Annotated in this window: 18 protein-coding genes; 7 read left to right on the top strand and 11 right to left on the bottom strand. The window is 54.1% G+C overall.

Features of this window, described 5'->3' with window-relative positions:
- Window positions 1–12 precede the first annotated feature (12 nt).
- From dctP to LMED105_RS01035, 3 genes are all read right to left on the bottom strand, one after another.
- On the bottom strand, window positions 13–1,029 hold the full coding sequence (dctP, locus tag LMED105_RS01045; RefSeq protein ID WP_008247320.1) for a TRAP transporter substrate-binding protein DctP: 1,017 nt from the start codon (window positions 1,027–1,029) through the stop codon (window positions 13–15).
- 97 nt (window positions 1,030–1,126) lie between these two features.
- Window positions 1,127–1,879 (bottom strand): Asp/Glu racemase, encoded by a 753-nt coding sequence (locus tag LMED105_RS01040; RefSeq protein ID WP_008247318.1) that lies wholly within the window; start codon window positions 1,877–1,879, stop codon window positions 1,127–1,129.
- 22 nt (window positions 1,880–1,901) lie between these two features.
- On the bottom strand, window positions 1,902–2,621 hold the full coding sequence (locus LMED105_RS01035; protein WP_008247316.1) for a haloacid dehalogenase type II: 720 nt from the start codon (window positions 2,619–2,621) through the stop codon (window positions 1,902–1,904).
- A 168-nt stretch (window positions 2,622–2,789) separates the two neighbouring features.
- Here LMED105_RS01035 and LMED105_RS01030 point away from each other — a divergent pair, with 168 nt between their 5' ends.
- On the top strand, window positions 2,790–3,461 hold the full coding sequence (locus LMED105_RS01030; RefSeq protein WP_008247314.1) for a GntR family transcriptional regulator: 672 nt from the start codon (window positions 2,790–2,792) through the stop codon (window positions 3,459–3,461).
- Between the two features lie 2 nt (window positions 3,462–3,463).
- Here the strand turns inward: LMED105_RS01030 and LMED105_RS01025 are convergent, their stop codons facing one another.
- From LMED105_RS01025 to LMED105_RS01010, 4 genes are read right to left on the bottom strand one after another with little or no spacing between them, the layout of a single operon-like run.
- Window positions 3,464–4,075 carry a flavin reductase family protein gene (locus tag LMED105_RS01025; protein ID WP_008247313.1) on the bottom strand — a complete coding sequence of 204 codons (612 nt, stop codon included), beginning with the start codon at window positions 4,073–4,075 and terminating at the stop codon, window positions 3,464–3,466.
- A gap of 14 nt (window positions 4,076–4,089) precedes the next feature.
- On the bottom strand, window positions 4,090–4,647 hold the full coding sequence (locus tag LMED105_RS01020; protein ID WP_232222688.1) for a YaeQ family protein: 558 nt from the start codon (window positions 4,645–4,647) through the stop codon (window positions 4,090–4,092).
- A gap of 32 nt (window positions 4,648–4,679) precedes the next feature.
- Complete coding sequence (locus LMED105_RS01015) at window positions 4,680–6,017, bottom strand: DUF1329 domain-containing protein (RefSeq protein WP_008247311.1); 1,338 nt, start codon at window positions 6,015–6,017, stop codon at window positions 4,680–4,682.
- Window positions 6,018–6,041: 24 nt separating this feature from the next.
- On the bottom strand, window positions 6,042–7,502 hold the full coding sequence (locus LMED105_RS01010) for a hypothetical protein (RefSeq protein ID WP_008247310.1): 1,461 nt from the start codon (window positions 7,500–7,502) through the stop codon (window positions 6,042–6,044).
- Window positions 7,503–7,603: 101 nt separating this feature from the next.
- On the opposite strand from LMED105_RS01010, the gene LMED105_RS01005 reads away from it, so the two are divergent.
- Window positions 7,604–8,269 (top strand): TetR/AcrR family transcriptional regulator, encoded by a 666-nt coding sequence (locus LMED105_RS01005; protein ID WP_008247309.1) that lies wholly within the window; start codon window positions 7,604–7,606, stop codon window positions 8,267–8,269.
- On the opposite strand, the gene LMED105_RS01000 is transcribed toward LMED105_RS01005, so the two are convergent.
- Window positions 8,264–9,625 (bottom strand): FAD-binding domain-containing protein, encoded by a 1,362-nt coding sequence (locus LMED105_RS01000; protein WP_008247308.1) that lies wholly within the window; start codon window positions 9,623–9,625, stop codon window positions 8,264–8,266. The genes LMED105_RS01005 and LMED105_RS01000 overlap by 6 nt on opposite strands.
- Window positions 9,626–9,642: 17 nt before the next feature.
- A complete protein-coding gene (locus LMED105_RS00995) occupies window positions 9,643–10,500 on the bottom strand; it encodes an undecaprenyl-diphosphate phosphatase (RefSeq protein ID WP_008247305.1) in 858 nt (285 codons plus the stop codon).
- A gap of 179 nt (window positions 10,501–10,679) precedes the next feature.
- Here LMED105_RS00995 and LMED105_RS00990 point away from each other — a divergent pair, with 179 nt between their 5' ends.
- From LMED105_RS00990 to LMED105_RS00975, 4 genes are read left to right on the top strand one after another with little or no spacing between them, the layout of a single operon-like run.
- Window positions 10,680–11,798, top strand: coding sequence for a DegT/DnrJ/EryC1/StrS aminotransferase family protein (locus tag LMED105_RS00990; RefSeq protein WP_008247304.1), 1,119 nt, complete (start codon window positions 10,680–10,682; stop codon window positions 11,796–11,798).
- Window positions 11,791–12,936: an acetyl-CoA carboxylase biotin carboxylase subunit family protein gene (locus tag LMED105_RS00985; RefSeq protein ID WP_008247302.1), complete on the top strand. Its 1,146-nt coding sequence runs from the start codon at window positions 11,791–11,793 to the stop codon at window positions 12,934–12,936. Before LMED105_RS00990 ends, LMED105_RS00985 begins: the two co-directional genes overlap by 8 nt.
- A 24-nt stretch (window positions 12,937–12,960) precedes the next feature.
- On the top strand, window positions 12,961–14,106 hold the full coding sequence (locus LMED105_RS00980; protein ID WP_008247299.1) for a Gfo/Idh/MocA family protein: 1,146 nt from the start codon (window positions 12,961–12,963) through the stop codon (window positions 14,104–14,106).
- A gap of 19 nt (window positions 14,107–14,125) precedes the next feature.
- Window positions 14,126–16,021, top strand: a complete 1,896-nt coding sequence (locus LMED105_RS00975) for a hypothetical protein (RefSeq protein ID WP_156799466.1) — start codon at window positions 14,126–14,128, stop codon at window positions 16,019–16,021.
- Between the two features lies 1 nt (window position 16,022).
- Here the strand turns inward: LMED105_RS00975 and LMED105_RS00970 are convergent, their stop codons facing one another.
- Window positions 16,023–16,244 carry a TIGR02450 family Trp-rich protein gene (locus tag LMED105_RS00970; protein ID WP_008247296.1) on the bottom strand — a complete coding sequence of 74 codons (222 nt, stop codon included), beginning with the start codon at window positions 16,242–16,244 and terminating at the stop codon, window positions 16,023–16,025.
- Between the two features lie 2 nt (window positions 16,245–16,246).
- Window positions 16,247–16,801 (bottom strand): lipocalin family protein, encoded by a 555-nt coding sequence (locus LMED105_RS00965; protein ID WP_008247295.1) that lies wholly within the window; start codon window positions 16,799–16,801, stop codon window positions 16,247–16,249.
- 190 nt (window positions 16,802–16,991) lie between these two features.
- On the opposite strand from LMED105_RS00965, the gene LMED105_RS00960 reads away from it, so the two are divergent.
- A complete protein-coding gene (locus LMED105_RS00960) occupies window positions 16,992–19,706 on the top strand; it encodes a lectin (RefSeq protein ID WP_198006767.1) in 2,715 nt (904 codons plus the stop codon).
- Window position 19,707: the final 1 nt, after the last annotated feature.

Here is a 19,707-nt window from a genome sequence, read left to right as displayed (position 1 = left end):
CTGAGTGTGGAATTACTTCACATCCACGGCCATGTCGATCCACTTCTGGCCATCGTCCACGTCCTTGGCGAACTGGGCCCATGCAGAGTCTTTGGCCACGGTACGGAACTTGGCGAAGGCCGCGTCGTCCATGTCGTACACTTTTTTGCCTGCTTTTTCCCAGATTTCAGCGGCTTTGAAGTCATCCTTCTTGGACTCATCAATACCGAACTGCTCCAGGCTTGCGCCTACATCCATCACGATTTTTTGTTGCGCTGGTGTCAAACGATCAAACGTTGATTTCGCCATCAACAAAGGTTCGAACATGAACCAGAAAGTATTTTTGCGGGCAGATGTCAGGTGATCGCCCACTTCTTCCAAACGGAAAGAAATGATGGATGTACTCGAGGTAACACCTGCATCCAGAACGCCGGTTTGCATCGCGTTGTACACCTCGTTCGACGGAATGTTGGTGATTGATCCACCCGCGGCCTTCAACATCAAATCCATGTTCTTGCCCGCGCCGCGAATTTTTACACCTTTCACATCGTTGGGTTCAACAATCTTGGACTTGGCCGCGATACCGCCTGCTTGCCAGACCCAGGAAATGATCTTCACACCGTTGTCTTCGAGCTTCTTCTCGAGGGCCTTGCCGATCGGCGCGCCTTTCCAGCGCTGACCCTGCTCATAGCTGGTCACCATGCCGGGCATCAAGGTAATGTTGACTTCGGGAATCTTGCCGCCTTCATAGGCCAATGGATACAAAGTCATGTCCAGTGAGCCCTTTTGCAAACCTGCGAATTGAGCGCGTGTTTTTACCAACGAACTGGCCGGGAAAATCTCGAACTTCAATTCACCCTTGGTTTGCTTCTCAACTTCAGCAGCAAATTTGCGAACCAGACGATCACGGAAATCGCCCTCGTCAATGGTGCCGCCTGGAAACTGGTGTGAAATCTTAATGGTTTGAGCGGACAGTGCATGGGTGCTCACACCCATTGAAAATGCAGCCACGGTCGCACCGACCAACAGGGGTTTAAAAAACTTGCGCATGAGTAAGTCTCCTCTCTTGCTTTTTAATTGAACGTTGTTGAATCAGGTGAGTGATTCGCAAACGCTTTCCACATCCGAACGAAATTTCTGGGTTCGTTCAATATTTCCCGGACAACAGCGAGCCGAAACCCGGGGCATAGGTCTTAAGACCCAATTTCTTTAACATCATGTAAGTCGTTGCCACCGAAGAAGACAATACGGGCATACCCGCGCGGTCCTCGATTTGCTGAATGGAGGCCAGCGACGGCATCTGCACACAAGCCGAGGCCACAATGGCGTCCACATTGGCGGTGTTCAGTTTCTTGGTGTGCTCAACCGGGGCCAATGGGTTCAGCAAACCCACTTCCAGGTTGTTCGACACTTCCAGCGAAATGCTGTCAAGCACCTCAATGCCTTCGTGCTCGATGTAATCCACAACCAGTTGCGTCAGCGGCTTCATGTAAGGCGTCAGAATCGCCACTTTCTTGGCGCCAATCGCTTTCAAACCATCGACCAGTGCACCTGCGCTGGTCACAACCGGCGCCGGGCCACCCGCTTCCACAGTACGGCCGTGCAAACGTTCTTCTGATTTTTTGTGATAACCCAGGCCCATGCTCATGATGGCCACCAGGCAGGCATAACCCAGCACATCCACGCGGGCATCGGCTAACTCCAGTGCGCAGCGGTCTGAATCGGCGTCCATTTTGGCCAACTCTTCCTTGGTCACATGTTGCATGCGCATGCGGCTGGAATGGAAAGTGAAACGTTCTGCTTCCACCGCTTCACGGGCCCGCAAAATGGCGGGAATTTCAGTTTCCATCGTGGTGTTTGAACTCGGCACAATCTGGCCAATCCGGTAAATCTTGCTCATTCAATGCTCCGTGTAGGTGGGCCTAGGTTGCCAACTGGCGAGCCAGGTCCACAAAGTCTTGTGCTACGAAATCAAATTCACCCGCCTCAACTTTGGGCAAGGGCACGTGTTCGCCAAATTCAAAGGGACGCATGACATAGGCAGTGCGCATGCCTTGTGCCTTGGCGGCGCGTAAATCACTGGGATGGCTGGCGCACAGCATCACCTGCTCAATGGGCAAATTCAGCAAACCGGCTACGCCGTGATAGGTTTCGGGGTCGGGTTTGTAGTGCTTGAACAGCTCCGCCGACACTATGCAGTCCCAAGGCAAACCTGCGTTTTTCGCCATGGCGGTAAGCAGTGAAAAATTGCCGTTGGAAAGGGTGGTGATCGTGAATTGTTTTTTCAGGGCGTGAAGGCCGGCCACCGTGTCGGGCCAGGGACTCAAGCGATGCCACACCTGGTTCAGGTTGTTGCGCTGTTCATCGTTCAGTTGGCCCAGGCCAAACTGTTCAACAATGGAATCCAGAATCATGCGGTGCAGGCTGTCAATGTGCATCCAGGGCAGCTCACCCTTGCGCACCCGGTCCATGGCCGGTGCATAACCGGCACGCCAGGCATCGGCAAACGCCAAAGCATCCACCTGAATGTTCAGGTGTTTGGCAATCATCGCGACTTCGCGTGCAACACTGCCACGCCAGTCTACAACCGTGCCAAAAACATCAAATGCGAGCGCTTTGACCGCGCCAGCTGCGTGATTCATTCCTGTCTCCTCGAGGGTTTGCCGAAACTGATTGTGTTTGGGCCTGTGCTCTCTTATGATTGTATTTAGAGCATCGCATTTTGCATGCGTTATTTGATTTCTTGTATACAAGACTAATTGCGGTCGTATACATTGTCAATAACGCTGATTCATTTTTTTTATCGCCCCATGAAGAAAAAACTGTCAGAAGACGTCCGGGACCAAATCGAAGAACTGATCGCTTTCGGCAAGCTGCCGCCCGGCGAACACCTGGACGAAACCGAGTTGGCAGAACGCTTTGGCGTGTCCCGAACCCCCATTCGAGAGGCTTTGAACCAACTGGCCACCGCCGGCCTGGTTGAGTTGCGCGCACGCCGGGGCGCCGTGGTGGCGCAATTCAGCGCCCAGCAGTTAGTCGAAATGTTTGAAGTGATGGGTGAGTTCGAAGGCATGTGCGGCCGCCTTGCCGCCCGCCGTTTGACCGATGAAGAACAACAGGAATTGGTGGCCACGCATGAGGAATGCAAGGCAGCCATGCAAAAAGGTGGCGACCCCGACGAGTACTACCAGCTCAATGACAAGTTTCACGGTGTCATTTACCGTGGCAGCCACAATGAGTTTTTGATGGAACAAGCTTGGGGACTTCGCAGAAGGCTGCGCCCCTACCGCCGCTTGCAACTGCGCGTGCGCGGCCGTATTCCCACTTCGCTAGATGAACACGATGCAATCGTGAAGGCCATTCTGGCCGGAGACGGCGACACCGCGAATGAATTGCTGCGCAGCCATGTGATGGTGCAAGGCCAGCGCTTCGCTGATTTGGTGGCCTCGCTGCCTTTGTTGAAAGCGCGTTCAGCCGCTTAACACTAAGAAATCTTTGGTCGTGCCAAATCAAAATTGCTGCGGGTGGTGCAATAGCCATCGCCCGCAAGCTTGCCCACGGCGTCCAGCAGGTCGTTGGCAATCAGGCCAGCGCGCATGGCTGAGTCATTGACTTCAACACCTAACACGTCCAGCAGCATCATTGAGCCGCCCAGTGCACCCTCGCCAATCAGTTTGACCTCGCGCAAATTGCATTCAAAGCGCACCAGTGCGTCTTCCACACCGGGTACGGTTACGGCTTTACTCAGCGATTTTCTCAAACCTGCTTTGTCGAACTCATCCACTTCGGGAGGGTAGTCACCGCAACTGGTGTTCATCGCATCCACCAATACGTGGCTGACAATGTTCACCACACATTCGCGTGTGGCTTGCAAATTGCTCAAGGTGTCTTTCTCGGCACGGTCGCGTGGGTTCACCTGCACCACGCACAGCACGGGCGGTTTGCAACTGGCCACGGTAAAAAATGAGTAAGGTGCCAGATTTGCAACGCCGCTTTCACTCAGCGTGCTCACCCATGCAATGGGTCTGGGCACCACGGCGCCAGTTAACAACTGATAGTTTTCGCGAGGGCTGATTTTTGAGGTGTTGAAGTACATGCAATACTGCCTCCCTATAAGGATGTGTTTTTCAGGGTGACCGGCTGCACAGCCGCCTCGCCCAAATACACCATGCCTTCCTGAATGGTGCAGGCCAAATTCATGTTGCGTTGGGCCAGCCCGGCAAGCGTTGCGCCATCTTCCGCGCTCAGTTGCAGCACCTGCACCTTGTCCAGTTTGTTCAGCCAGTCCTGGTTCTGCTTCCACCACACCTCTGCGGAACGTGTATAGCAGTAAATCACCACGCGGTCTGAACGACCACAGGCTTTTTTAATCCGGCTTTCATCGGGCTGGCCCACATCAATCCACACCTTGATTTGCCCGGTGGGGTCGACTTCCCAAACCGCAGCCTCATCTTCCGCTGACAACCCTTTGCCGAACTGAACATCTTGCCCAGCATGCATGGCAAACGCCAAAAGACGAACCATCATGCGCTCTTCGGTTTCAGAAGGGTGCAATGCAAGCGTAAGCGGGTATTGGGCGAAGTGGTTGCGGTCCAGGTCGGACACATCCAGTTGAACTTTGTAAACAGTGGCTCGAAGGGCCATGGGGCGACTCGCGGTTTGAAACATTCAAACCGCGATTATCGCTGATTACTGCTGGATTAACGACCCATACGGCGTAGGGCGGCCGTTGAGAAGTCAGCAGGCGAGTACTTCTTGCCAAACTCGGCAAACTTTTCTTCGTTGGTCAAACCGCCCACCAGGTAGCGGCGCGACTGCAAGTCGTACAACACTTCACCTGTACCAGCGAATGCAGGCACATGGTATGCCTGTACGCCATACACTTCACGAACACGCCACAAGGTGTTGCGGCTGTCGTACTGGTCGGCATGCAACACAGCCCAAGAATCTTCATCGATGTAGAACACCCGCTTGGCATAAATGTGGCGCTTGCCAGGCTTCAACGTGGCTTCCACCACCCACACACGGTGCAGCTCATAGCGAATGTAGTCGGGGTTCACATGGTTCTTCTGAATGATCTGCTTGTACTTCAGGTTGCGGTCGGCGATTTGATAATTGTTGTAGGGCACATACATTTCTTTTTTGCCCACCAACTTCCACTCGTAACGGTCAGGTGAACCGTTGAAGCCGTTCAAGTCGTCGTTGGTCCGCAAGCCGTCGGCGCCAATGCCGGGTGAGTCATAGGCCAATTCAGGTGCGCGAATTACGCGGCGTTGTCCGGGGTTGTATTGCCAGGCCAAACGAGGCTCTGCCACCTGGTTAATTGGTTCGTGCACCAATGCCACTTCACCGGCTGAATTGGCAGGTGCAGTGATCTGGTTCATGAAGTACAGAATCCGGTTCTCTTCAGGATTGTCCATGTAAGAAGCCAAGGCCACTGTTTCGATTCGCTTGCCCACAGTGAACGAACCATCGGACTGCACCGGGAAGTCTGCTGAGTAACGGGTTACTGAACCACCCAGATCGCGGAAGTTGTGGTTCCAGATGACCTCAACACCACTCTTGGGTACAGGGAACGGAATATTGGATTTCTTGATGCCTTCCACGCCGTTACCACCATCCACCAGCTTCACATTGGGTGCCTCAGCCTTGGCCGCGTCGTACACACTCTGGCGGTAAGCCGCAGTGCGGTGTGTTTTGTACACATTCATTTTGTACGTGGGGTAACGCTTCATCATTTCCATCTGGCCAGGTGTCAGGTTGGCCGCGTACTGGGCCATGTTGGCTGAGGAAATGGTGAACAGGGGCTTCTCGCCAGCGAAGGGATCAACGTAGCCGGTTTCAGGGTTGAAGCCCTTGGGCACGGTGTTCAAACCACCGGTCCAGTCAGGAATGGTGCCCGCAGCGTTCCCTTTTTTCTCGGCACCCACCGGGGTCAGGCTTTTGCCCAGTTCAGACAGGTCATTGGCCAGCGCTGCACCACTCCCCAAAACGATTGCTGCGGCCAGCAACCCGTGTTTCAACTTTTGCACTGCCATTTCGTTGTCTCCTTGTGGATAGTTTTATCGATTGGTGTTTTGATCTTGTTCACACAGGGCGAACACCTCGCCACTGCGATTGCTTTGTGTAAAAACGTTTGGGTCGCAATAAATGCCGACAGGCGCGAAATCTTTCATCACCTCCGCCAATGCAACACCCTTGTCCACATTTTGTATGGCCTCTTCAAATTCCGGGTTGTGAAGCATGTGGCGATACAACAGCAGTTGATCAGGATACGGGCCCCAAGGCAACCACAAGAATCCGTTCTCGGCAGTGGCATTGGCAGGCCGGTCGGCCGGGTCGGAAATCACCACCGTGAAAAATCCCTGCTCATCCAGTGGCACCTGAAAGTCGGCCGCGCAATCTGTGAAACGTTGGGTTGCAAATTCATTGCCGCACAACGACCAGTAACGCAACTGCTCTTGCCCAAACTCTACGCCCGGCTGGCCGCGATACGTGGGTGCCTTGGCGCGCACCATGGCAATACTGCCATAGCGCCGCGCAAAACCAGTGCTGGTATAGGCATTGTGTACATTGCTTAAAAAGCCGCCTGAACCGGAATCAACCCGGCCACCCAGCATGCTGGTGTCTTGCCCGGTCACATTGCCCATAATTCGGAATGCGGTGTCACCCAGGCTAAAAAACTTCAGCGTGTTTGGTGGATTGGTGGCTGTGGGAAAAGGCAGAGCCAGTTGGTTGGGGTAATCCAGACTCAACAACAGTTCATTCAAACCCAAGGTTGGCAAAGCACCGCCCGCATTGGGCAACAACGGTTCCGCGCAGTTCGGGAGGGTGCCCAGTTCGCGGCTGCCATCTGCAGTTTCAAGCGTCAAGGTGGGCAAGCCCACACCGCCATCAAAAAACTCGCCAGTGTTCGACACATACACGCGGTAGATAAACACGGCCAGGGCGTTCGGAATGTTCAGCGGGCCAAGGCCAATTTCGCCCGTGTAAAAGGTATTGGGCTTGCGCTGCACATCCGGATTTTGAACCGGGGAGGGACCATATTCAAGATAAGCCGTGTAGGCCCCACCGGGCTGGGCACCCTTGCGCGCAAACGGGTTGCCCTCGCGACCGTTTTCTGTGGGGGTCAACTCAAAGTCGGCCACCGCGTCGGTTGGGCGAAGGGCTGCATCATACGCGTTGTAGGAAAAGTAACGTGCATCGGGGTAGCGACCATCAATTCGTAACCTTGTTTGCGGTGAAACAGGCGCTGCAGCCACCCAGTATTTGGCTTCGCTGTCGGGAAACGCAATATTGGCTTTGTCAGGATCGCTTGCAGCAATCCAGCCGCAACCCAAACCCAGAGGAGTTTCAGTGCCACCCATGGCTTGCAGCAGTGACTCGCTGCTGAGCACATTGCCACTGGCCGCAGGCGAAGCAGCCGGGTTGGCTGTTGTGCGTGCGTCTTCAGACGAACAAGCCCCCAACACGGCCAGTGCAAGGCCAGTGATTGCTGCGGTGAATACTTGTGAAAGTTTCACGCATGTCTCCTGATTTTATGGTTATATTGTATTTAATCACTCTAGATTAATACCAAGGTATTAAATCAGGCAAGTGGAAAATTACTCACAAAAACAAACACATGAACAAACCTGCCGACGCCGCACCTGTTGTTGATACTCGGGAACAGCTATTACGGATTGCACTGAATGAATTTGCGCAGCACGGCATCGAAGGGGTTACATTGAGCCGTATTCGCCTATTGTCGGGTCAGAGCAACCGCTCGGCGGTGCACTATCACTTCAAGACCAAAGACAAATTGGTGGAAGAAGTCGTGGAGTTTGTGAATGCCCAACTGGATGTGTATTGCAAGCAGGCCCATGCAGAATTTGTGCGCGGCTTGCCCGAACACAAGGAATTGGTAGCCTTAAGCGAACTGATTTTTGACCCATTTCTGAGACTGTTCGCCAGTGGGCAAACCGGGGCCACCTGTATTCAGTTTTTGTCGCGTCTGACCTGGCAAACCGGCGAACAGGGGCAACGCTTTTTGACCCGCTTCTTCAATCCTTACATGGCCGTGTTCGCACCTACTTTGCTCAAGATGTTGCCGCAGTATTCGGAAACTCAACTGCGATTCAAAATCCATTTGGCGGTGAACACAGCCATTCATGGCCTGGCCGACTTTTCCATGGTGATACATGACAAAGCCTTGCTGCCACTGGCCACGCAGGCTGACGGGCCTAAGGAAATGCGCAGGCTGTTCCATGACTATGTCAGTGCGGGGCTTCGGGGGAATACCAAGTTATAAAAGCCTGTTCTGCCGCATGGCATGCAAACGTGCCTTGCCCTGCTTCAGCGATTCCGCATTGTCGATGATGGGCGCCGGGTAACCGGCCGTGCCGTACCCAGGCAACCAGCGCTTTACAAACTCTCCTTTGGGATCTTGCTCGGCCTGCTGCTTCAATGGGTCGTACACCAGCATTTGTGAAAAGTGACTAGTGCCTGAGGCAATGCGCACCTGCCCGTAATGGATGGCAGGCTCGAAATCCAGAAACTGCTGTGCCAGATACAAAGCCACAGGCTGCCAAGGCAGGCCAAGTTGCACGCATGCGAACGACACCAGCGTGGCCCGCGCCCGCATATTCAGCCAGCCGGTTTGTTGTAGAAAATGCTGGCAAGCGTCGATGTAGGCAAAGCCTGTGCGGCCATGCTGCCAGGCGTTCAGAAATTCCTGATTCACTTCTGCAGGCTCATCACCGTAAAAAGCATCGGTTTCCAGACCTGTGTGGTTTTCCAGCTGCTGCAAATAGCCTTGCCGCCAAATCAGCCTGTCCACATAAAACCGGGCAGCATCTTCTACTTTTGAAATCAAGACCGAATCACCCTGCCCGTGCACGGTGTTCACCAGCGCGTTCAGTTTTTGCAGCACCTCGCGGTCGCTAACCACACCATAGGCCAGGTAAGGCGACAGGCGCGAACAACCATTCCAGGCTTTCAAGGGGCTGGAAATGGAGAAGGGGTAACTTTTCAGTTTTGCTGGGGTGAAGAATTTGGCAGCCACTGCGCGTGCCTGTGTTCGCCCCCCCTTCATGCGCAGGGGTTTGTCTTCCCCGGCTGCATTGGGCACATTGCAACGCTTCAAAACAGGGGGTGGCCTGGGTGCGAAAAAAGCCTGCAGATTGCGCCCAGCCGGGTTCTTGATTTCTTCTTGCGCAGCGCGATTCAAGTAAGTTTGAAAGTCCGCCTTGTTACCCCGGGCTCGTTGCACATTGTTTTGCGGCAATTCGTGAAACACCACACCCTCGCTTTTACACCACGCGGCAACGGCGCGGTCGCGTTGGTACTGTGCAAACTGTGTGGTTTCCTGGTGCGCCCACAGGTGGGTGAATTTGAATTGGGCGTGCAAGGCGGCCAATACATCGACTGCTTCGCCCAGTTCTTCGTGCAAGTAGCCGCCTACCTTGGCGAACTGTTGCTGCAAGTCGTCCAGGCATTCATGCACAAACAACTGGTGCTGGCGCGCTGTGTGCGCATCTAAAATTTGGCTGGGTTCGTGAATGTAAAGGGGCAACACCAAGCCGTGGTGCTTGGCATTGCGCATGGCCTCAAACAGCGGCATGTGGTCGCTTAAACGCAAATCCCGTTTGAACCACAACACCTGCATACTACTTCCTTACAACTTTACAGCGGCTGCAACACCCCTGCGGCCAACAGCGCCAACACCACCACACCCAGCACCACACGGTACACCACGAACAGGCCATAGCCTCGTGTGCTGACAATTTTCAAGAACCACACAATGACCGCGTAGCCCACAAAAAAGGCAATGAAGGTGGCCAGCGCGGTATTGGCCGGGCTGACAGGGCCGGCTACACCCCAGCTTTTGTACAACTGGTAAAAGCCGGAAGCAAACACCGCCGGCACCGCCAGCAAGAATGAATAACGCGCTGCCGCCTCGCGGGTGTAACCCATCAGCAGACCTGCGGTGATGGTTCCGCCCGAACGGCTGACACCGGGAATCAACGCCAGCGCTTGGGCAAAACCAAACACAATACCGTCGCGCCAGGTCATGTCGCGCAATTCAGTTTGGCGTTTGCCCACCTTGTCCGCCAAACCAAGAATTAGACCAAACACAATCAACATGATGGCGGTTAAGTACAAATTGCGCAGGTAAGTTTCAATCAAGTCCTGAAACAACAGCCCCAGCCCTGCAATGGGCAGGGTACCCACAATCACCAGCCAACCCAGGCGGGCATCTGAGCGCGCATCCGAATCAAGAGAAGAATGACCTTTGAACGATGCACACCAGGCCAGAAAAATTCGGGCGATGTCTTGGCGGAAATACACCAGCACCGCGAGTTCGGTTCCAAGTTGTGTAATGGCGGTGAAGGCTGCGCCAGGGTCGAGCCCCGAGGGCAACATGGGGCCAATAATGCGCAGGTGCGCACTCGATGAAATGGGCAAAAACTCGGTTAGCCCCTGGATCAGCCCCAAGATAACGGCCTCAAGCCAACCCACACCGTTGCCGGCAACAAACATGGTGAATTCCCGGTAAATAGATAGATAAGAGGCCGTTCTTGGGCCAAATTCAATGCGCCACTATAGCAAGCCTGAATGGGGGAAAACATTTTTCTGAAGGGGAAAGAGGCCTGATATTTAACAAATGATTGTGCAACCCAGCCGGGATAATGAGGAAAATCAAATAGAAAGGCTTGGGTATGGACCATCGGAAAATTTATGTGACGCAGCCAGCGCTGCCGCCGCTTGCGGAGTTCATTCCCTACCTGGAACAGATTTGGGACAGCAAAACCCTGACCAACAACGGCCCCTACCACCAACAGCTTGAAAAGGCGCTGTGTGAGCATTTGGGCGTGCCGTTCATTTCCCTGTTTTGCAACGGCACCATCGCCCTGATGACTGCGTTGAAAGCCTTGCGCATTCAAGGCGAAGTGATCACCACGCCCTATTCCTTCGTGTGCACCAGCCACTCGCTGCTGTGGAATGACCTGCAACCGGTTTTTGTGGATGTGGACCCAGTCACCCTGAACCTGGACCCCCGCCGCATTGAAGAAGCCATTACCCCGCAAACCAGTGCAATTTTGCCGGTGCACTGCTATGGCCTACCCGCCAACACCACCGAGATTCAACGCATTGCAGATGTATATGGCCTGAAAGTGATTTACGACGCAGCCCATGCCTTTGGCGTGAAGCAAAACGATGAAAGCATTTTGAATGCGGGTGATTTGTCGGTACTTAGCCTGCACGCCACCAAGGTGTTCAACACCTTTGAAGGCGGCGCGATTGTGTGCAAAGACACCAAAACCAAGCAACGCATTGATTACCTGAAAAACTTTGGCTTTGCCGATGAGGTCACTGTGATGGCACCCGGCATCAACGGCAAAATGAGCGAACTGAATGCCGCCATGGGCATGCTGCAACTGAAGTATGTAGACCAGGCCATTGAAAAACGCCATCGAATTCAGGCCCTGTACCGCGAATTGCTGGCCAATGTCCCCGGAATCGAACACATGGCTGTGCCCGAGAATGTGGAATGGAACGGCGCTTACTTTCCGATTTTCGTGAATGCCCACTATCCCATTACACGCGACGCGCTGTACGCCCGTTTGCAAGAACACGGCGTGAATGGCCGCCGGTACTTTTTCCCTTTGATTAGCAGCATGCCCATGTATCGTGGCCTGCCCTCGGCGGCACCCCGTAATTTGCCCAATGCCCACAAAGCGGCTGAACAAGTGCTGTGCCTGCCGATTTACCCCGACTTGGCGCTGGAAGACGTAGCCCGAATCTGTGTGATTATCGACGAGGCCAGCCGTGGCTAAAGTGCTGTTGGTGGACACCAATTTCTCATCGGGGCCTATCCTGAACACCCTGCGCAACGCCGGGCACACGGTAGTTTTTGCGGGTGGCAAACCCAACGACTTCCTGGCCAAGGCCACGCCGGGCTACCAGCAACTGGATTACTCCAACCCCGCTGCACTGGCCGATTTGTGCACCCAATTGGGCATTGAATATTTGGTACCGGGCTGCAACGACCGCTCGTATTATTCCTGCGCCGAAGTGTCGGAAACCCTGCATTTTCCCGGCATCGACCGGCTGGAGGCTACGGAAACCATCAACCACAAACAGAAGTTTCGCAACTACGCACAACGCGAAGGTTTGTCGGTGCCACGGGTGTTTGGCAACGATGAAACGCCCGCCTGCGCCGTGATTGTCAAACCTGTAGATGCGTACAGCGGTCGAGGTATTACGGTGGTACAAGCCGGTGAAACCAGCCAACTGCAAAAAGCAATCGGTACGGCCAAGGCCGAATCGAAAAGTGGCGATTGTTTGGTCGAGGAATACGTGGAAGGCCAGTTGTACAGCCACTCGGCCTTTGTGGTGAATGGTCGCGTGATGCAAGATTTTGTGGTGATCGAACATGGCTCGGCCAACCGATTTGTGGTTGACACCAGCCACTTGGCCATCGACTTCCCGGTCGAGGTACACACCCGAATTCGCCGTGAAATTGAACATTTGGCACAAAGCCTGCGCCTGTGCGACGGCCTGGTGCACACCCAGTTTTTGCTGAAGGGCGATCAATTCTGGCTGGTAGAAATTACCCGCCGCTGCCCCGGCGATTTGTACAGCCAGTTGATCGAACTTTCAACCGGCTTTCCTTATGTGGCCAGTTACGCCAAAGGCTTTTTGGGTCAACGTGCCGCACCTGGTCCCTTAAAACAGAATTTTATTTTGCGCCACACCCTGACCTTGCCGCACGAAGGTTTGTTGCAGCACCTGCACTTTAACCACCCGGTGCACATGGAGCGCTGGGTTCCCATTGCCGCCACGGGCGACTTGATTGCCCCCAGCCCAGTGGGCCGCATGGCCCTGCTGTTTGCACGCTGCGCCAACGCAGCCGAACTTCAAACACTGGCCAGCCACGCCACACAGCGCAGGCTTTACACCTTCAATGGTTAAAGCCACACGCAAAGGACATTGACTATGAAAAACCCAGCTACATCACTGAAGCCCCTGCACAAACCAATCAAGGTGGCCATGATTGGCGGCGGCGTCAATTCGGCCGTGGGCCGTGTGCATGAAATTGCCATGAAAATGGACAATGAATTTGACTTGGTGGCGGGGTGCTTTAGCCGCAACCCAGAATTCAATGCAGAGTCGGGTCGCCAATACAATGTACCCGCCAATAAGCTCTACCCCAGTGCGGAAGCATTGATTGATGCGGTGGCCAATGAGGTAGACGCGGTGGTGATTGCCACGCCAATCAAGTCGCATGCGCAGTACATTCACTTGGCGCTAGATCACCACTTGCGGGTTATTTCCGACAAGCCCCTGCTGGCCAATGTGCAAGAGTGCAAAGAATTGCTGGCCCGTATTCAACCCGACAACACCCAAGTGTTTTCAATATTCAACTACACGGGCTACCCCGCCGTGCGCGAGATGAAACGCCGCGTGGAAAGTGGTGCCATTGGCAGCGTATTCAAGGTGATGGTTGAAATGCCGCAAGACTCCTACATGCGACTGAGCAACCAGAAAAAAACCCACGCCATTCAGGCCTGGCGGCTTGAAGACGGCGACATCAGTTGCGTATCGCTCGACCTGTTTGTACACCTGCACAGCCTGGTGAACTTTGTGTGCGGCAACACGCCACTTGCCGTGAATGCCTGGCAACGCGCCATCACCAACGTGGCGCCTGGCTTGATTGATGAAGTGGACGCCGTAATCCAGTACAGCAACAATTTGATGGTGAACGCCTGGTACGGCAAAGCCGTGTTGGGTTACCGCAATGGCTTGCGCATTCGGGTATTCGGCAGCAAAGGCAGCTTGCAATGGCACCAGGAAAGCCCGGAGATGATTGAGGCCGCAGATGAAGCCGGCAACCGCATGTTGCTCGACCGAATTTCGACTGGCAGTGAAATAACCGCGCAGCCCCGCTACAACCGCTTCAAGGCTGGGCACCCTTCCGGTTTTATCGAGGCCTTTGCCAACTACTACGCCGACATTGCGCAAGCCATGCGCGATGAAAAACTGAATGCCTACACCTTGTCTACGGGCGTTGCAGCAGAAGGCTTGGCGCTGAGCCAGGCCATTGCGCAAGCCTCGGCCACTGGCCGTACCGTTCAACTTTAAGTTCGAGATGTTTCCCACCATGACCACAGCCAGCCTGGAAGAACAACTAAAACCACTGTTTGATGACATTGATACCAAACTGCAAGCCATTGAAAGTGGCGTTTACATGCAGCGGCAAGACACAGAGAAAACCATCCACCAACTGGCCGTGCTGGTCAATGAATGTCAAAACAAGCCCTATGCAAGCCTGATGCAACTGAGCATTCAAGGCACGACTGAACTTTGCACCCGTTTTGCCGCACTGTATGTGAATGTGCTCACCGACCTGAAACACGAGCTCAGCTTGAACAGCGTGTTGGTGCTGACCAAACAAAAGCGCTTCATGAGCCATGTGTTCGAGGTGTCGGGCTATGGCAACAACCGCGCGGTACTGAAACTGTTGTTGAACAAAGCCCATGAGCGCAAAGCCAAACAACTGACCGACAACCCGGCGTTGGTGCGTGCGCTATTACTGGCCAACGTGGGCGACCTGGACCCAGCCGACCTGGTGGAACTGACACTGGAAAGCACCGAGACCTCGGCGCTGTTGGCCATCGGCTTGCTGCTCGACCGCTTGCCCTTGACCGTAACCGGCGATGCAGGCCGCACCTTTCTACTGGAAGAGTACAACCCTTACAGTGCACTGCGCCCGCTAGACCAGTACCGTGCCTTGATCTCGAATATCTGGATGTTGTGCAGCTACAGCACATCACCTAAAAAACATGAAATCAAAAAGCACCTGAACCTGTGGTTCAAGCGTGTGCACAAGGCCAAAGGCATTCAGGCCAAACCCAATGGCAGCGTGCGGCACAGCGGCAACATCGACAACAAACCCGTGATGGCGGTGATAGCCGAAACATTCAAGTCAGTGCACGCCATGTACCGCTGGTATGCGCCCATGATCAAGCGCCTGAAAAACGATTACTACATGGTGATGGTGTCGATGCAAGCCGATGTGGATGAACAGTCCATCAGCCTGTTCGATGAGTTCATTGAAGTACCCGAAGAAGAAATGAACCTGCAACCGGTGTTAAACCAGTGCACACCCGACATTGCCTGGTTCATGAGCGTGGGCATGCGCTCGTGGGGAATTTCACTGGCCAACCTGCGTTGGGCACCACTACAAGCCATGAGCTTTGGCCACCCCGCCAGCAGTTTCAGCAGCGAAATGGACGTGGCGTTTGTAACCAGCCGCGTATTCGGCGGCCCAGGTGTAGTGAACGAGAACATGTTGATTCTGGAAAGCGAAATCGGCAATGTCGCGGAGGCCCACAAAGACTTGAAGCTACCGCCTTCACCCGTACTCGACGATGCTGTGGTTTCGATAGCAGTGCCCTGCAACACCATGAAGATTAACCTCGGATTTATTACCGCGCTGAAGGAAATTGAACGCTTGTCGGCCAAGCCGCTACGCTTCATGTTTTTCCCCAACGAGTATGGCGTGGGGCATTTGTCGACCGAACGCCGCTTGTTGCAATACTTTCCCACGGCAGTGGTGGCCCGCCGCACAGGCTATGAGGCGTACTTGAATTTGCTGAACCAGAACCACCTGGCACTCAGCCCGTTTCCATTTGGCAATGCCACAAGCACCATCGACTGCATGGTACTGGGTCTTCCTGTAATCAGCCTGATTGGTGCCGAGCCACATTCACGAAGTGACTACGACATTCTTGCCTCGCTTGGCCTCGCAGACTACTGCGTGGCCGAATCAGTTGAAAACTATGTGCATGGTGTGGTGCGTTACATCAACGAACCAGGCTTGCTTGAGGAACTGCGCAATATGGTGGCCTCCAAGCAATTCATGGATTTGCACCAGCAAAACGAAAACGAGTTTTCAGACGAAATGTGCAAAGCACTGAACTGGGCGTATGCAAACCAGAATGAAGTGCACGGCCCAAGGGGCTTGGTAATTGAGGCACAGGGAAGGTGGAAATGAACTACTTCCACCCCTGCAACCATTGGTCTTCATCTTGCAAATCCCGCCAGTGAATAATTTGTGTTCTGCCCGAATGCACAGCCTCCAGTTCAAACTGCTCCACTGGTAAGTGGTCGCTTTCCGGCCTCACCACACTGCGAATCAGAAAATGTTTTTCCTTGTTCACAGGCTTCACTGCAGTCCACTTGCTGAGCAGCAGCTTCTTTGGATTTAACCGGCGCATGCTTAGCTGCCCTGCGGTGAAAGCTCTAGCTTGCTCAAATCAAACCCTTTGGCTTTCAAGCGTTGCAGCAGTGCATCGTATTTCGCTTTGTCCACTTGTTGCGTGCGGGCCAATACCCACAGGTATTCACGGCTGGGCTCGCTGACGGCTACCATTTGGTATTCAGGATCCAGGTCGATGACCCAATATTTGCCCCACACCATGGGCAGCCAACTTAACCAGGCGGGTGCAAAACGCACTTCAAGCTTGGGCGACTTCACACCCCCAAGTTGACGGGCCTGCCCCTGCGCTTCCTCCATATCGCCACTGGCCAGTTGGCAACGGTTCAATACCTTCACGGTGCCGTCTTTTTGCAATGAATATTCGGCGCTGGTGTTGCGCACACATTGCTTTTGAAAACGGTTGGGATACTTGGCAATTTCAAACCAGGTGCCCATGTAGCGGGGTGCATCCAGGGACTGAATGGTTTGCAAGGGCTGGGCGGTGTCTGCTGCGAAAACAGACGACAGTGGCAAAGCCACACACACAACAATCAGCATTCGAGACAAAAAATTCATGAGACCCCCTTCAAACACTTGTCACCCATTTATGTGATATCCCGAGCAGTCCCGGGTTTTGGCTTTTATTCAATCTATTCATATGCTGCGTGCATGGAATGATAAGCCGGTGGATGTGCAGCATACACACAAGAGAAGTACGCAACCCGCCTTTGCGGGTATTACCAATCAAAATAAGCGTCACCAATCCATGAACCGGTTTCATCGCGCACTGCCCAAGGCGGGCCTGATACTCGCAAGCGTTTTTCTGTTCAACGCACCAACCCATGCGCAGAACATACCTGAAATCTCCCCCACCCTGAGAAACATGCTGGGTGCACTGCCTTTGGACAATGCCAAAGAGCAATTGCAGGGCATGGTGGGTGCCTTGAAACAAACCAGCTGTGGCGGCGGGCTGAAGGGTTGTTATTTCACCGAGCAAGGCCCGGTGCAACTTTACTTTTTCACCAGCAACACTGCACAGCAAACCTTTTTGGTGGTGCTGGACAAAGAACTGGCAATGCCCCACCTGCTGAAAGAAAACGTACAAAAACTGATGGGCGGCACCAAGCTGAGCGCACCCATCATTTCCATATCAACCAGCGACTTTGCGCTGGACACCGTGAAAATGCCACCCAGCCTGCAAAAGGTCGTGCGTGAGAAATATTTCAATGTGAACTCGCTTGCATTCGCAAGTGGCGTACAACTGGCTGCGCGTGCCGACCTGGGCGGTGCGATTAAACTGGCCATGCAAGGTTTTGGTGTGCAGGGCGATGACGTAACCCTGCGTGCTGCTGTAGTCATGCCCATTCCCACCGACCTGGTGGGTGGTGCGGGTGCTGGCGCTGGTATGGCCACGGCCATTAGCCACGGCGATACCATGAAAAAAGCAGGTGCAGACGCCCTGTCGCCCGAGGCATTCATTGAGTTTCAGTTTGAACCGAATGCCCGGCTGCCACTTCGCATGCCTGAAATGGACCTGACCGACGCCACATTCTTTGTCAACAACGCACTGACTTTTGGCTTCAAAGGCAATGCCATTTACCGCGCTGTACCGAACAAGAAAATCATCACGCATTTTCAAACACCGTTGAACCCGGCCGGTGTGATGGACCTGACCGATTTCACGTTCCGTATGGCCACGCCCCCCGCTTTCACGCTGGAAGACCATGCCCGTGTAATGTTTGCAATGGCCACGCCTGATGCCCGCCTTGCCCCCTATGGTGGCGGCTTCATTCGCAACATTGAGTCGTACAAAAACATGCTGCTGACAGTGACCAAACCACTGTCTGTATTCCAGGTGCGAAATCCCAACCCGCCCAAGGAATACCGTTTCGGCGACAACACCAAGCCATTCCCAACCGACCCCAACAATTTCAATATCACCCTGCTTGGCCCCCTGGCCGACGGAGGCCCGTGGATGCGGCTGGCAGGTGACGCCTATATTCTGGGTCAAAAAATGGGCTGGCTGGATGCTTCTGCAGGCATGGAAGGCCTGCATGGTGTAGCCGGAGAAATGATTGATTTGAAACTCGGGCCCTTGGGCCGCGTGAAAGTCAAAATGGAAGCATTGGCCGATGTGGACCAACGCTCGCAGGAAATCAGCATGCGTGGCAACTTTGTGGGCCAGGCCGTGAACGTGACCATGAGTGGAAACACCCTGAGTATTGAAGTACCGCCCAGTTGCGTGAACCCCTTTGAAATTAAAACCAGTGTGGCCATTGAAGCCAGTACCAACATTGCCCAGGTTTTCGAGGGACAAGGTGGTGCCAACGTTGACCCATCCAAAATTCAGGGTTGTATTGGTGCGCAGCTTGAAGCAGCCTACAAAAAAATTGCGGGTGAATACAAAAACCTGAGTGGCTATACCGCCAATGCTGCCAATGCCGAACTGAAGAAAATTTCCAACGCGGCAGCCGCTGCCGAAGCAGAGGCCAAAAAACAGGCCGAGGCTGCAGAGCGCGAATACAACCGCGCAAAAGACAAGGCACGCAATGTGGCCAGCACCAGCACGAATTCAGTGAACAAAGCCTTCAACGACGCAGGCAATGCATTCAAAAAACTGGGTAAGAAAAAGAAACATAAACCGGCACCAGACCCACGCTTTGCAGCCTCGGTGTTTGACTGGGACTTTTACTACGACAACAACCAGGACGTGGTGAAAGCCAAAGTTGACTTGGCTACGCATTGGGCCGACGATGGATTTGAGAAAGGCCGCCAGGGCAGCCCTGAATTTGGTGCCTCGTTTTACTGGCACCGCTACACCGATGTACAAAAACTTTGCAAACTGGGCGATCGCCTGTGTGTGACCAGGCATTGGCTGGATTACGGCATTGAACAAGGCCGCCAGGGCAGCCCCAACTTCAGCCTGTACAGCTACATGGCGCGCTACTCCGATTTGCGCCGAGCATTCGGTGAAGAAAACTACGAAACTGCAATTACCCACTGGTTTGACAACGGCGAAGAACTGGAAGGCCGCAATGCCTCACCCACATCAAGCGACAAAGTTGAAGTGTCAGGCCCAGCCCGCGCAGGCGGCGGTGGCGGCGGATTCTGGAGTGACATGGCGACGTGTAAAAACGAATATGTGACCGGCTTTCGGATCGGTGCTGGCCGTGTGGTCGACCGTGTGCAGTTCAGGTACCCCGGCGGTTGGGCACCCCGCCAAGGCGGTGGCGACACCTGGCCCGTTGACGTGACATTGCCCAAAGGCCAATACATTGTGCGGGTTGATTACCGCAGCGGTAGCCTGGTTGACCAAGTCAGCTTCACCACCAACACGGGCAGAAAGTATGGCCCCTATGGTGGCGGTGGCGGTAGCCCCGGCGTATATCAAGTAACCCCCGGTGAAAAACTGGGTTGTATGCGCGGGCGGGCTGGATCATCCATGGACCGACTCACATTTACATCCACAGGACCACGCTAAA

This window comes from Limnobacter sp. MED105 (assembly GCF_000170915.1).
Lineage (GTDB): Bacteria > Pseudomonadota > Gammaproteobacteria > Burkholderiales > Burkholderiaceae_B > Limnobacter.
Note: the sequence above shows the minus strand (reverse complement) of the source record. Positions and strands in the feature narration are given on the sequence as shown.